The 11,367-nt window shown below is 64.2% G+C and carries 12 protein-coding genes and 1 pseudogene; 1 reads left to right on the top strand and 12 read right to left on the bottom strand.

Features of this window, described 5'->3' with window-relative positions; translation table 11 throughout:
* Positions 1-127, top strand: a 127-nt coding sequence (locus MBELCI_RS20175) for an integrase core domain-containing protein (RefSeq protein WP_145973723.1), incomplete at its 5' end; no start/stop codon positions are given.
* A gap of 172 nt (positions 128-299) precedes the next feature.
* On the opposite strand, the gene MBELCI_RS16885 is transcribed toward MBELCI_RS20175, so the two are convergent.
* The 12 genes and pseudogenes from MBELCI_RS16885 to MBELCI_RS20535 all read right to left on the bottom strand — a co-directional run.
* On the bottom strand, positions 300-1,061 hold the full coding sequence (locus MBELCI_RS16885; RefSeq protein WP_021695463.1) for an SDR family NAD(P)-dependent oxidoreductase: 762 nt from the start codon (positions 1,059-1,061) through the stop codon (positions 300-302).
* Entirely contained in the window at positions 1,058-2,386 is a 1,329-nt protein-coding gene (gene hisD, locus MBELCI_RS16880) for a histidinol dehydrogenase (protein ID WP_021695462.1), read from the bottom strand. The genes MBELCI_RS16885 and hisD overlap by 4 nt, the downstream gene beginning before the upstream one ends.
* A 48-nt stretch (positions 2,387-2,434) precedes the next feature.
* On the bottom strand, positions 2,435-3,376 hold the full coding sequence (locus tag MBELCI_RS16875) for a 3-hydroxyacyl-CoA dehydrogenase (RefSeq protein ID WP_045320405.1): 942 nt from the start codon (positions 3,374-3,376) through the stop codon (positions 2,435-2,437).
* Positions 3,376-4,263, bottom strand: coding sequence for an N-acyl homoserine lactonase family protein (locus tag MBELCI_RS16870; RefSeq protein ID WP_021695460.1), 888 nt, complete (start codon positions 4,261-4,263; stop codon positions 3,376-3,378). The genes MBELCI_RS16875 and MBELCI_RS16870 overlap by 1 nt, the downstream gene beginning before the upstream one ends.
* A 28-nt stretch (positions 4,264-4,291) precedes the next feature.
* Complete coding sequence (locus tag MBELCI_RS16865) at positions 4,292-4,855, bottom strand: hypothetical protein (protein ID WP_021695459.1); 564 nt, start codon at positions 4,853-4,855, stop codon at positions 4,292-4,294.
* The gene (locus MBELCI_RS16860) at positions 4,848-5,882 is read right to left on the bottom strand and encodes a LacI family DNA-binding transcriptional regulator (protein ID WP_021695458.1); all 1,035 of its coding nucleotides are present in this window, start codon (positions 5,880-5,882) and stop codon (positions 4,848-4,850) included. The genes MBELCI_RS16865 and MBELCI_RS16860 overlap by 8 nt, the downstream gene beginning before the upstream one ends.
* Before the next feature lie 133 nt (positions 5,883-6,015).
* Positions 6,016-6,501, bottom strand: a complete 486-nt coding sequence (locus tag MBELCI_RS21375) for a type 1 periplasmic-binding domain-containing protein (RefSeq protein WP_235047682.1) — start codon at positions 6,499-6,501, stop codon at positions 6,016-6,018.
* A gap of 92 nt (positions 6,502-6,593) precedes the next feature.
* Entirely contained in the window at positions 6,594-7,226 is a 633-nt protein-coding gene (locus MBELCI_RS21370) for a substrate-binding domain-containing protein (RefSeq protein ID WP_021695456.1), read from the bottom strand.
* Positions 7,227-7,270: 44 nt separating this feature from the next.
* Positions 7,271-8,296, bottom strand: a complete 1,026-nt coding sequence (locus MBELCI_RS16850) for an ABC transporter permease (protein ID WP_045320404.1) — start codon at positions 8,294-8,296, stop codon at positions 7,271-7,273.
* Entirely contained in the window at positions 8,293-9,285 is a 993-nt protein-coding gene (locus MBELCI_RS16845; protein ID WP_021695454.1) for an ABC transporter permease, read from the bottom strand. The genes MBELCI_RS16850 and MBELCI_RS16845 overlap by 4 nt, the downstream gene beginning before the upstream one ends.
* Positions 9,282-10,853, bottom strand: a complete 1,572-nt coding sequence (locus MBELCI_RS16840; protein WP_021695453.1) for a sugar ABC transporter ATP-binding protein — start codon at positions 10,851-10,853, stop codon at positions 9,282-9,284. Before MBELCI_RS16840 ends, MBELCI_RS16845 begins: the two co-directional genes overlap by 4 nt.
* Positions 10,854-11,207: 354 nt before the next feature.
* Positions 11,208-11,367: pseudogene (locus tag MBELCI_RS20535) on the bottom strand (IS256 family transposase); the annotation flags it as partial.

The raw sequence follows: 11,367 nt of genomic DNA, 5'->3' as shown, positions 1-11,367 counted from the left end.
TGCCCGCGAAAAGTTGGAGACTTGGCGCAGAGACTACAACGAGGTTCGGCCCCACAGCGCGATCGGATATAACGTCCCGATCGACATCCATAATCCCGGTGGCGCCGCCAGCCTGTCACCGGAATGAAGGCCGAAAACTTCAGATCCCGGCGGTCCAAGGTTGGGTCCCAGAGCACAACCTTGAGGCGGCACTCGCAGCCATTGCCACCGGTCATCCGCAAGACCGGATCGACGCGCACCTTTTCTCGAACTTGAGGCTATCGAACTGATCCTGCATCGGGCACAGGCGCCGCTTGCACCTAGCCCGCCGTCCAGCCACCGTCGAGCATGAGCGCGCTTCCGGTCATCAATGCCGAAGCATCGGACGCGAGAAAGATTGCGGCACCTGTTACGTCATCGACCTGTCCCAGTCGTCCGAGCTTGATCTTCGACAAGACCGAGGCGCGGAAGGCATCGTCTTCGAAGAAGGATTTGGTCATCGGGGTCTCGATGAAGGTCGGGCAGATCGTGTTGACCCGAATGCCGTGCTCGCCAAGCTCGATCGCGAGCGCCTTCGTGAAGCCTTCGATGGCCCATTTCGACGCGCAGTAGAGTGTCCGGTCACGGGCGCCGACATGGCCCATCTGCGAGGACATGTTGATGACCGAGCCGCCGCGTCGCGCCGCGACCATGCGTCCGGTCACCGCGCGAGCGCAAAACATCGCGGCCTTGAGATTGAGCCCCATGACTGCGTCGTAATCGGCCTCTGTGACCTTGGAGAGCGGCTTTGGGCGGTTGGTGCCGGCATTGTTCACGAAGACGTCGAAAGGCGAGCGTGCTTCGATCTCCATCTCGAAGGCGGCGATGTCGGTCACGTCGAGCGCGAGGAATTCGGCCTTGAATCCGGCGGCGCGCAGCTCTTGCGCCGCGCGCTTGATCTCGTGCGCGGTGCGGGCGCACAGGGTCACCTCCGCCCCCGCCGCCGCGTAGGCCTGCGCGATGGCGAGGCCGATGCCCCGCCCCGCGCCGGTCACCAGCGCACGCCTGCCGTCGAGACGGAAATCAGGCAGCGCTGCCGTCATTCCGCCGCCTCGCGGTAGGGTGCGGCCGCACCGTATGGTACGTTCACCCCGCCGTAGCGGCGCACGCGCATGTTGCACTGCTCGGCATGGCCGACGAAGCCTTCGAGCATGCACAAGCGCGAGCCGTATTCACCGATCAGCGTCGCGGCTTCGTGGGTGGTCACTCTTTGATAGCTGTGGGTCTTGAGGAACTTGCCGACCCAAAGCCCGCCGGTGTAGCGGCCCGCCTTTTTCGTGGGCAGCGTATGGTTGGTGCCGATTACCTTGTCGCCATTGGCGACGTTGGTCCGCGGCCCGAGGAACAGCGCTCCGTAGGAGTGCATCTTTTCGAGGAACCAGTCGTCGCGGTCGGTCATCACCTGCACATGCTCCGAGGCGATGTCGTTGGCGACGTCGAGCATTTCGTCGTAGCTGTCGCAGACGATGACCTCGCCGTAATCCTGCCAGCTTACCCTGGCCGTACCGGCGGTCGGCAGGATTTCGAGAAGACGGTCGATCTCGGCAAGCGTGTCCTCGGCGAGTTTTTGCGAATTCGTCACCAGGACCGCCGGCGAATTGTAGCCGTGTTCAGCCTGTCCCAGCAGGTCCGTAGCGCAAAGCTCGGCGTCGACGGTTTCGTCGGCGATCACCATTGTTTCGGTCGGTCCAGCGAAGAGATCGATGCCGACGCGGCCGAACAGCTGGCGCTTGGCCTCGGCCACGAAGGCATTGCCGGGGCCGACCAGCATATGCACCGGCTCGATGGTCTCGGTGCCGATGGCCATGGCGCCGATCGCCTGAATGCCGCCCAGCACGTAGATCTCGTGGGCGCCGCCGAAATGGATCGCGGCGATCACTGCCGGGTTCGGCTTGCCCTGGAACGGCGGGGTGCAGGCGATGATGCGCGGCACCCCCGCGACCGAGGCGGTCGCGACCGACATGTGCGCGGAGGCGACCATCGGGAATTTGCCGCCCGGCACGTAGCAACCCACGGACTGCACGGGGATGTTCTTGTGCCCGAGGATGACGCCCGGCATGGTCTCGACCTCGAGGTCGAGCATGGTGTCGCGCTGCGCCTGTGCGAAGTTTCGCACCTGCTCTTGCGCGAACCTGATGTCGGCGATCTCGCGCTCGGAAAGCTGGCCGATCAGTTCGTCGATCTCCTGCTGGCCGAGGCGGAAGCTCGTGGGCGTGTAATCGTCGAATTTCTCCGACAGCTCGCGCAACGCCACGTCGCCGCGCGCCTCGATGTCCCTGAGGGTGGAGTCCACGACGGCGCGGGTCTTGGCGTCATCCTCGGCCCGGTCGGCCTCGGGCATGCCGCGTTTGAGGTAGGTGACTGACATGAAGTTTCCTTTCGGAATGAGAGAGTGAGGAAGGCGGGGATGACGATGTCAGTCGCTCAACCCCTGCGATGTCTTGAAGGCCACGAGGCGCGAGAGCCTGGCGTCGCGCCAGGCGCGCCGATCGGCGAGGTCTTCGGCGGGAAGCGCGGCGCGGCGTTCCCGCGTGGCCTTTGCGATGACCTCATCCGGCCACGGCCCGCGCGGCGGCGTGCGCACCATGTCGGCGTAAAGGCCGCGCAGCCGGGCGGCGTAATCCTCGATGCCGCCGGGGGCGTTGAGGTCTATGGTCTCGAAGGGCCCCATGAAGGACCAGCGCATGCCGAGCCCGTGCGCGATGGTTGCGTCAATGTCGGCAAGGCTCGCGATGCCATCCTCGTAGAGCGCCCAGGCCTCGTTCAACAGCACACCCTGCAGGCGGTTCAGCACAAAGCCGTCGATCTCGCGGGCAAGACGCACGGGCACCTGCCCGACCTCGTGCATGAGCGCGACCACCCGCTCGACGCCTTCGGTCGCGGTCCACGGCGCGGGCACGATCTCGACCACCGGCACGAGATGCGGCGGGTTTACCGGGTGGGCGATCATGAAACGGTCGCGATGGGCGCACTGCTCGGTGAAGCGCGAGGCGGGAATGCCCGAAGATGACGAGCCGACCAGCGTACCCGCGCCGATGACGGCGTCGAGTTCGAGACTGACGGCCGTCTTGACCTCGACCGTCTCGAACACCGATTCCTGCACGTAAAAGGCGCCCTCGACGGCCCCGGCCAGTGTGTCATGCACGCTGAGCCGCGACAGCGCGGCCTGAGGGTCATTGAGAAGCCCGACCTCCCGAAGATCGGCAAGGCTGTCCTCGGCTTGCGACATGATGCGCCCGCGCACCTCTTCGGAGGGATCATATGCGCGCACGACATAGCCCGCGCGGGCGAAGACGAGTGCCCAGCCCAGGCCCACGAGGCCCGCGCCGACGATGGCGACGGTTCTGCTCTCGGGCATCACGACACCTTCGAGCTTTCGCCGTCGGCAAGGCAGATCTCGGTGATCCGCAGGCCGTCTTTCGAAATCCGCGACGGAAAGGTGTCGTTCAGCCGCTCTTCGTGGATCGGAATGACACGGCGGGCTTCGTAGCCGACCTGCGACATCATCTCCTCGGTTGCGAGGATCAGGTTCGTCTGGCTGCCGACAGCGAGACCCACCGGGGTGTACATCTGCTCGACATCGACCACCGCGCCGTCATTGGTGATGTTGTCGAACTGGTAGACCAGGTCGCCGGCTAGAACCCAGGTATCCTCGGAGGGCGATTTGCCGTCGTTGCGCACCGTGACCCACATTGAGCCCCAGGTGTGACTGTCGGGCGCGGCGTGCAGGTCGATGCCGGGCAGCACGTTCTCAACGGCGCCATCGACGGTCACGAGCCGCCTGTCGCGGGCCAGATCAACGCCGCGCACGATGTCGCCGGGATCGACCGCGATCATCATCCAGCGCATCCGATCGGGCAAGGACATCGCCCAGACCCATTTCGAGATCTCGCGCTCCTGAATGTAGAATTTGGTGTTCGGAAAATCCTCGACATTGCCGAAGTGATCGAAGTGGGCGTGGGTGATGAAACAGGTGTCGACCTCTTCGGGGGTCACGCCGACCTCGGTCAGGACCGTCTTCGGATCGCGCCAGTTCTCGACGCCGAACCGGTCGCCGAGGGTCTTGCCGTAGTCCTTGTCGTTGTAGCCCACGTCGACCATGGCGACGTGGTCGCGGCCCTTGATGACGACGTAGCAGTATGGAAGCTTCACGTAGCCTTCGTTATGCGCGCCGTAGAGCACGCCGCTCTTGTGGTATTTCGGCACATAGCTGTACTCGAGCACCCAAATGGAATAATCAGCCATTCTTCACCTCCATGGAACAGATGTTGTTTCAGCGGCTCGGCTGCTGTCCGCAGCAACAGCAGGCCTGCGACAGGTCCACCATCTCGAGCCCGGCCTTCGCGGCGCTGGCGGCACGCAAATGTGCGTAGGCGCGTTTGACCAGCAGCCCCGCTTGGTCGAGATCGGCGGCGAACGCCTCCCCGCCGCGCGCATGTGAGAACGTTCTCAGCGCAAGGTGCGAAAACCGCAATGCGGCTTCGAGCTGCGCCTTGTGCGGCTCGGTGCCGCCGGGCGTCTTAAGTGCGCCCAGCCGGTCGCCGGCCTGTTTCGCGCGGGCCTCGCAGGCGGCGTATTCGGGCAGGTCGGTAACCTGGTGCTGCGCGGTGAGCTGCGCGAGGATGATCAGCCCCGAGATCTGACCGATGATGCGCCGCAGATCCTCGTAGACCGGGCGGCAGGCGGCGGCGTAGCGCGCCACCCCATCCGAACCGAGCGTGACGGCCAACTCGTCCGGCGACGCCACGTTCTTGGGCAGTGGTCCGCCGAACGACAAGACGCAATCGGGCTTGTGCGATTGCGCGAGCCGTATCAAAAGATGGGTCTGGTCAGTCATTGGCCCTCCTCCAATCCATGACGGTATTGCGTTCGACAAGCCTGCCGGGTGGAATATGCAGGATGCGCTGCGCGACGTCGGTCGAGGTTGCGAGATCCGAGGCGAGCTTCACGGTCGCGTCCATCATCTCCTCGAGCGGTTGCGCGATGGTGGTCAGCCGGTGCGATGGCCAGCCGGCCATTGCGATATTGTCGTAGCCCATCACCGAAATGTCGCCGGGTACCCTCAGCCCGATGCCCTCCTGCACGCCCTCAATGAAGCCGATTGCCACGATGTCGTTGGCACAAAACACCCCGTCCGGGCGGCGCGGCAGATCCTTGACGGCGAGACCGGCCTCGTAGCCCGCCTCATAGGTGAAACGTCCGGCCTCGATTACCTGCGGGGCGGCAAAGCCGCGGCGCATGGCTTCCTCCCGGAATCCCTGATGTCGCTCGACGTTGGTCGAGGCGTCGGGAAAGGCTGAGACATAAAGCAGCTCACGGTGCCCGAGTTCGGCGAGATAACTGGCGGCGAGACGTCCGCCCGCGACATTGTCGCAAGAGATGCCGTGGCCCAGCCCATCCTCGGACAGGCGGTTGAAGAAGATGACCGGCGCGCCGGCGGCTTCGCAGCGTTCGCGGGCATGGGATTTCAGATTGGTCGCCAGTACGATCATCAGGTCCGGCTGGTAGCTCAGCAGCAGGTCCACCGCCTCGTCAGTGCCGTCGGCCTGCTCGGCCGAGGCTAGCATGACATTCATCCCCTGTTTTTGCAGCAGGCTCGTGAGCCGGGTCATCACCTCGGGATAGAACGGGTTGGTGAGGTCAGAGACCACCATTCCGACGATCTGGGTCTTCTTGGTGATAAGGCTTTGGGCGAAGGGGTTGGGCCGGTAGCCGATCTCATGCGCGCGGTCTAGCACGATCTTACGAGTCGTCTCGGCGATGACCGCATCGGCGTAAAAGGCCCGTGAGACGGTCGACACCGACATGCCGAGATCCTTGGCGAGATCCTTTACCGTGATCCGGCTACGCTTTGCCCTAGGCATCGTCTTTTCCATTTTTTCTGTGTTCTGCCTACAGAGCGAGTGTCCCTGATGTCGACGTAAAGTCCAACGGCTCGCGGTCGCCAGAATGGCGGAGGATGACGCCCGCCGTCGGGGCGGGCGCCGATGACGTGACCTACGGCTGCACCGTGGCCTCGACCTTGGTCAGCTTGTACAGATCCTCGGGCGCGTCGCAGCGGGCGCAGTTGATGCCCGGCTCATTGGCCGCCTCAGTCACCTCGGCGGGCAGCGGCTGGATCGTGGCGCCTTCGACCGGGGTGCCATTCAGCGCCGACTCGACGTTGACCTCGGGCAGAAGCTCGGGATTCAGCACCTCGGAGACAAAGGAGGTTGGCACCTTGCTCGGCGGGAAGACGTTGCAGCCGCTTTCGTAGTTGTCGCCCTCGCAGACCTTCACCTCGTCCACAGGCACCCAAGGCAGCGGATACTCGATGTTCATCGGATCGAGCTCGCGTTTGCCGGTGAGGATCTCCATCGCCAGCTTGAAGGCGTAACCCGATTGCGCCGGGGGCGAGCCCGCGGATACGCCAGTAAGGCCTTTTTGCTGCATCTCCGGATCGGCCAGCGCGAGACGGAAGCCCGCCGAGTTCTCGCCGGTCATAGGGACCAGCCGATCGCCCGCATCCAGCATCGCTTGGATCGCGCCGAATTCACCGGCCTGCGCCCAGATGCCGTCGACGTCGGGATGGGCGGTCAGCGCTTGGCAGTCTCTTGCTGCGTTGTGCGGTCGTCCCAGTAGGAATAATATTCCGTCACGACCTCGATATCGGGATACTGGTCGAAGATGTGCATCGCGCCGTCAGTGTGACGCTGGTCGACAGAGTTGCCAGGCACGCCGCGCGACAGGAAGATCTTGCCCTTGCCGCCCAGCTCGTTGACGAGCGCCTGTGCGGTGTTCTCACCAAAGCCTGCCGACAGATAGCTGACATTGTAGGCGCAGCTTTCGGTGACCGTGGCGTCATACATGAAGAACAAGACACCCTCCTCGCAGCCGCGATTGATCGTGCGGTTGAGTGCGGTCGAAGAGATCGGGAAGCTGATGATCGCGTCCGCGCCCGCGTCTATCATGCTCTCATAGGCCGAGATCTGCGCCTGCGGATCAGTGCCCGAGATGACCTCCTCAAGTTCGACCATCTCGTTATAGGGCGGCGTCTGGGCTAGCGCCTTGACGATATTGGCGGCCTCGGACTGCCAAGCGTTGCCGGAATAGGACAAGCTCAGGTAAACCGTGAACTTCTCTTGGGCATGGGCCACGTTCGCGAGCCCCAGCGTGGCCGCCGCGAGCGCGAGCCCCGCCGCCGTCGTCTTCAATGCAGTCGTCTTCATATTGTCTCTCCTCCTGACAAGTCTGACGTTTTGCGCACCCAGCCTCAGCGACCGAAAGAGCGCAATTTCTGGAAAAGCTCCTCGCGCAGCACCAGCAGGGCGAAGAGGATGATGGATCCTTCGATGATCGTGCGCAGGCCGAACTCGAGCCCCAGCGCCGAGATGATTGTGCCAAGGATGGTGAGCAGCAGCGCGCCGCCCACGGTCCCAAGGAAGGTGCCGCGCCCGCCGAGGATCGACGAGCCGCCGATCACTACGGCGGCGATCGAGGGCAACAGGTAGTCGTCGCCCATGCGCAGCGTGGCGCCGTTCGAGTAGCCGACCAGCGCGATGCCGACGAAGCCGGCGCAGACAGCGCTGATCACGTAAGGCAGGATGCGTATCAGCGTCACCGGAACACCCGCGTTGCGTGCCGCGTCTACATTGGTGCCGACGGCATAGAGATAGCGACCGTAGACGGTGCGGCTTTGAAACAGCCAACCGGCAATGGCGAAGATCACCAGAGCGACGACCGGCGTCGGCAGGCCGAAAACGTGACTCTTCATTAAAACGACGGCGGCGTCAGGCGCGGCACCGCGCGGGGTGCCCCGGGTGTAGCCCAAGAGCCCCGAGGCCACGATGATCGACATCGCCATGCTCATGATGAACGGCGGCACCCGCAGCCAGATGACACCCGCGCTCGTAGCAAGCCCCACGAGCCCGCAAGCCACCAGCACGCCCGGCAGCAGGTACCATTCGCCCGGATTGCCGGCGCCGACCCAACTCGTCGCGAGGATGCCGCCCATTGTGATCGTGGCGGGCAGCGACAGGTCGAGCCCGCCGGTCAGGATCACCACGCCCTGCCCGAAAGACAGCACCACGAGGAAGAAGCCCAACACCAGAACGGTTTCCACCTGCGACCAGGATCCAAGCGCGGGGTTGATGAGCCGAGCGCTCAGCAACAGCATGACGCAGAGGATTGCGACGCTGACGGTGCTAACGGTCTCGCGGGTGACCCGAGCGCTGCCCCGCGTGTCTCCGTTCTGGGTGAAGCCCGTCTCGGGGGGGGCGGTCTTGCTTGTGGCGGTCATTTGCGGTCTCCGAGGCGAACGAGAAAGGCGCTGAAGACGACCGCGAGAATCAACACCGCACCTTGGAACATGCCGGTGTAGAACGAGGCGATCCCGGCCGAGAACAGCACCTTTTGAAGAAGCGTGAGCGTGGCGGCCCCCGCCATCGTGGCAAAGATGCCGCCGCGGCCGCCCGATAGAGAGGTGCCGCCAAGCGCCACCGCCGCGAAGGTCAGCATCAGGAGCGGCGTGCCCGCAGAAGGGTTGCCAGTGGCGGTCTGGGCACTGAGCATGAAGCCCGCGAGCCCGTAGGCGCAGCCCGCCACGACATGCGCCAGAAGCCGCACTCGGGTGGTGTTGATGCCCGACAGCGCTGCCGCGCTTTCGTCGGCGCCGATAGCGTAGAGCGAGATCCCGAAAGACGTGCGCCGCAGCACCATCCAGATCAGCAGCACCGCGCTGAGCACCAGGCCCGACACTGGGATTACACCCCACAGCCGGTCCGTCATCTCGTAGGAGATCCACTCGGCAACCGAGCCGCCGGGGGCCTTGAGGATCACAAGCGCGATGCCTTGGCAGATGATCATCGTGGCCAGCGTCGCGGCGATGGACTGGAGCTTCAGCACCGCCACGAGGTAGCCGTTCATCACGCCCACCGCCGCGCCGATGGCAAGGCAGATCAGCACTGATACGGCGGCGCCGCCCGGCCCTTCGAGCGGGTATACGGCAAGTACCACGTTGCAGATCGAGATCACGCCGGCGACCGACAAATCGAAGCCCCGGCTGATGACAATGATCGCCTGCCCGGCGGCAGCGAGCGCGAGCGGTGCAGTGTTGTTGATCAGCGCCGCGATGGAATAGGAGGTCAGTGCCTTGGGCTGCTGCACGGCGTAGAGCACGTAAAGCAACACATAGACCATCACGATCAGCCCGGCGCCGGTCAGGAGCCGGGTAACAAGGCCGGGTCGGCTGTCGTGAAACGCGGGCTGTTGAAGCTGCACTTCGGTCATGCGAGCACTCCTTCCGTGATCTCCGGGGTGACATGGCCCAGCATGGCCGCGACAAGGGATTGCTCGGTAATCTCAGCGCCTTTGAAACGGCGCGTGATGCGCCCGCCGTAAAGCGCAAGGCAGCGGTCGGCGAGCTGAACGATTTCGGGAAGCTCGGACGAATAGAACAGCACCGCCCCGCCGTCGTCGGCGAAGGCTCGGATCGCGGCGTAGATCGATTGCTTGGTACCCACGTCCACGCCGCGGGAGGGGTCGAACAGCAGCAGCGTCTGGGCTCCAGTGGCAAGCGTTCTAGCAATCAGCGCCTTTTGCTGGTTGCCGCCCGACAGGTCGCCGATGGGAAAGCTCAGGTAGCGCGGGTTCATCTCGACCCTGTCGGCAGCGGCTTGTGCCACCGATATCTCGCGCCCGTGCGAGATGAGAATGCCGCGCGCCGCTTGCCCCATCACCGGGAGCACAACGTTGGTGGCGGCGCTGAGGCCGGAGAAGATGCCCTCGGTCTTGCGCTCCTCTGGCAGGTAGGCGATGCCGCTCCCGATCTTCAGCGCGTCGCGCGGGCCGGAGAATTTCACCGGCGCGCCGTCCACCTCGATGCGGCCGGAATGCGGCCTCTCAATGCCCACGAGCATCCGAAACAGCTCCTGCTGTCCCTGTCCCTCGAGAGCTGCGACGCCGAGGATCTCGCCGGGCCGCAGCTCGAAGCTCATGTCCTGCAGGTCGTGCCCGCAGAGGTCCATGACCGCCAACCTCGCGGCCTCTCCCGATGCGGACCGCATGACGCGCGGCTTCCGTTGATGGGCGAATTTCCGACCAACCATCATCTCGAAGATGTCGCCGTCGGACGCATCGCCTAGATCGACCGAGGCGATGGTCGTGCCGTTGCGCAAAACAGTGGCCTCGGTGCAGATCTCGCGGACCTCTGCCAACCGGTGCGAGATATAGAGCACCGCGACACCACGCTGAGTGGCTTTCCGAATCTGGTCAAATAGCCAGTCGGTCTCGGCCAGCGAGGCGGTGGGCTCGTCGAGAATCAGCACCTGACCGGCGTTGTCGATGGCGCGGGTGATCTCTATGCGCTGCCGGTCGGCGAGCGCCAGCCTGCCAACCTCGGCGGCGGGGTCGATTCGGTCGAGTCCGTGGCGAGCGAGGATCTCGGCTCCAGCTTCGAGCGTGCGCCGTGTCGAAACCATGCTCGCGAAGGCGCGTGGCAGGTTGGGCAGCAGCAGGTTCTGCGCAACGCTCAGGTTGGGAATGAGGCTCAGTTCCTGAAATGCAGTAGCGACCTTGCGGGTGCGGGCGTCGAGCAGCGAGTGCGGCGCATAGGGTTTGCCGTTCAGCATCATGCCCCCCGCATCGGGCGCGACAGCCCCGGTCAGGATGCGCACGAGCGTGGATTTGCCTGCACCGTTCTCGCCCAGCAGTGCGTGGACCTTGCCCGCTACGAGGGAGATATCAGCATGTTCCAGCGCCACGGTGGCGCCATATGCCTTGTGCAATCCGGCAGCGCTCAGCGCGGCGCGGTCTGCGCCTGTCCCACCAATCGAGTGCTCGGGCTGATTGTCGAACATGGTGACCTCCTCCCATATGCTCCGTAGATCGATCCGCGCAATGGGAACGTTCTCAGAGAACGTTTCCATTGCGCGCATCGTGGGCGCTTTGTGTCAAGTGTTTAATAGGCTCGGTAATCACTAATCCTGACAAAGCGGCGTCACCCAAATTCCGCAAGGAAGATGATCGATGAGCAGTCCTTTCTAGCTGACGGCCGGGCAGATGTGTCGTTCCCGGCGCGCGGTGACGCAGTAGCGCGGTTGTCGATGAGATTCATGCCGGTGAAGAGTGAAGCGAGCTAGGGTGCGGCCGTGGTCTTCCGCGTCCGGGAACTTTTGATCGAGCTATGCCTGAATTTAGGTGACGCGCTTTGATCAGGCGGCGCGGTTCTTGGCGTCGATGACGCCGTCGGTGAATTTGACGCCCTCGATCACCATTGGCAACTGGTTGGCGCCCTTCAGGCGACGCCATCCCTTCGCGGCGGCTTGCACGAGTTTGTAGACCATCAGCCGAGCCGTCTTCTGGGATAGCGCA

The sequence above is a fragment of the Limimaricola cinnabarinus LL-001 genome, assembly GCF_000466965.1.
Taxonomy (GTDB): domain Bacteria; phylum Pseudomonadota; class Alphaproteobacteria; order Rhodobacterales; family Rhodobacteraceae; genus Limimaricola; species Limimaricola cinnabarinus.
The sequence above is the reverse complement of the archived record's forward strand: the minus strand, read 5'-3'. Positions and strand labels throughout refer to the sequence as shown.

Bases quoted from the DNA above. Each gene is read 5' to 3' on its own strand.
- MBELCI_RS16885 (WP_021695463.1), bottom strand. From the start codon at position 1,061: ATGACGGCAGCGCTGCCTGATTTCCGTCTCGACGGCAGGCGTGCGCTG.
- hisD (WP_021695462.1), bottom strand. From the start codon at position 2,386: ATGTCAGTCACCTACCTCAAACGCGGCATGCCCGAGGCCGACCGGGCC.
- MBELCI_RS16875 (WP_045320405.1), bottom strand. From the start codon at position 3,376: ATGCCCGAGAGCAGAACCGTCGCCATCGTCGGCGCGGGCCTCGTGGGC.
- MBELCI_RS16870 (WP_021695460.1), bottom strand. From the start codon at position 4,263: ATGGCTGATTATTCCATTTGGGTGCTCGAGTACAGCTATGTGCCGAAA.
- MBELCI_RS16865 (WP_021695459.1), bottom strand. From the start codon at position 4,855: ATGACTGACCAGACCCATCTTTTGATACGGCTCGCGCAATCGCACAAG.
- MBELCI_RS16860 (WP_021695458.1), bottom strand. From the start codon at position 5,882: ATGCCTAGGGCAAAGCGTAGCCGGATCACGGTAAAGGATCTCGCCAAG.
- MBELCI_RS21375 (WP_235047682.1), bottom strand. From the start codon at position 6,501: ATGACCGGCGAGAACTCGGCGGGCTTCCGTCTCGCGCTGGCCGATCCG.
- MBELCI_RS21370 (WP_021695456.1), bottom strand. From the start codon at position 7,226: ATGAAGACGACTGCATTGAAGACGACGGCGGCGGGGCTCGCGCTCGCG.
- MBELCI_RS16850 (WP_045320404.1), bottom strand. From the start codon at position 8,296: ATGACCGCCACAAGCAAGACCGCCCCCCCCGAGACGGGCTTCACCCAG.
- MBELCI_RS16845 (WP_021695454.1), bottom strand. From the start codon at position 9,285: ATGACCGAAGTGCAGCTTCAACAGCCCGCGTTTCACGACAGCCGACCC.
- MBELCI_RS16840 (WP_021695453.1), bottom strand. From the start codon at position 10,853: ATGTTCGACAATCAGCCCGAGCACTCGATTGGTGGGACAGGCGCAGAC.